Here is a 1432-nt window from a genome sequence, read left to right as displayed (position 1 = left end):
CCCGCCAAGGACCGGGACCCGGATTGGTTCAAGCGCGCCGTCTTCTACGAGGTCCTCGTCCGCTCCTTCCAGGACAGCAACGGCGACGGCGTCGGCGACCTGAAAGGCCTGACCGCCAAACTCGACTACCTGCAATGGCTCGGCGTGGACTGCCTCTGGCTCCCGCCCTTCTTCAAATCCCCCCTGCGCGACGGCGGTTACGACGTCTCCGACTACACCGCCGTCCTGCCCGAGTTCGGCGACCTCGCCGACTTCGTGGAGTTCGTCGACGCCGCCCACCAGCGCGGCATGCGCGTCATCATCGACTTCGTCATGAACCACACCAGCGACCAGCACCCGTGGTTCCAGGAGTCCCGCAAGGACCCCGACGGCCCCTACGGCGACTACTACATGTGGGCCGACGACGACAAGCAGTACGGCGACGCCCGCATCATCTTCGTCGACACCGAGGTCTCCAACTGGACCTTCGACCCGGTCCGCAAGCAGTACTTCTTCCACCGCTTCTTCTCCCACCAGCCGGACCTGAACTACGCGAACCCGGCGGTGCAGGAGGAGATCATCTCGGCACTGCGGTTCTGGCTGGATCTGGGCATCGACGGCTTCCGTCTCGACGCGGTGCCCTACCTCTACGCCGAGGAGGGCACCAACTGCGAGAACCTCCCCGCCACCCACGAGTTCCTCAAACGGGTCCGCAAGGAGATCGACGCCGGCTACCCCGACACCGTCATCCTGGCCGAGGCGAACCAGTGGCCCGAGGACGTCGTCGACTACTTCGGCGACTACGCCGACGGCGGCGACGAGTGCCACATGGCCTTCCACTTCCCCGTCATGCCCCGCATCTTCATGGCCGTCCGCCGCGAGTCCCGCTACCCCGTCTCCGAGATCCTCGCCAAGACACCGGCCATCCCCTCCGGCTGCCAGTGGGGCATCTTCCTGCGCAACCACGACGAGCTCACCCTCGAAATGGTCACCGACGAAGAACGCGACTACATGTACGCGGAGTACGCCAAAGACCCCCGCATGCGCGCCAACATCGGCATCCGCCGCCGCCTCGCACCCCTCCTCGACAACGACCGCAACCAGATCGAACTCTTCACCGCCCTGCTGCTCTCCCTGCCCGGATCACCGATCCTCTACTACGGCGACGAGATCGGCATGGGCGACAACATCTGGCTCGGCGACCGCGACGGCGTACGCACCCCCATGCAGTGGACCCCCGACCGCAACGCCGGCTTCTCCTCCTGCGACCCCGGACGGCTCTCCCTGCCCACCATCATGGACCCGGTCTACGGCTACCAGGTCACCAACGTCGAGGCCTCCATGTCCTCGCCGTCGTCCCTGCTCCACTGGACCCGCCGCATGATCGAGATCCGCAAGCAGAATCCTGCCTTCGGACTGGGGTCCTACACCGAACTCCAGTCGTCCAACCCGG

General features: G+C 65.9%; 1 protein-coding gene. It reads left to right on the top strand.

The genetic code is table 11. The features are described from left to right. A partial coding sequence (treS, locus tag FNH09_RS46355) for a maltose alpha-D-glucosyltransferase (protein WP_152895872.1) occupies window positions 1-1432 on the top strand: 1432 nt, incomplete at both ends.

The organism is Streptomyces adustus, from assembly GCF_009377175.1.
GTDB lineage: Bacteria > Actinomycetota > Actinomycetes > Streptomycetales > Streptomycetaceae > Streptomyces > Streptomyces adustus.
The sequence above is the reverse complement of the archived record's forward strand: the minus strand, read 5'-3'. Positions and strand labels throughout refer to the sequence as shown.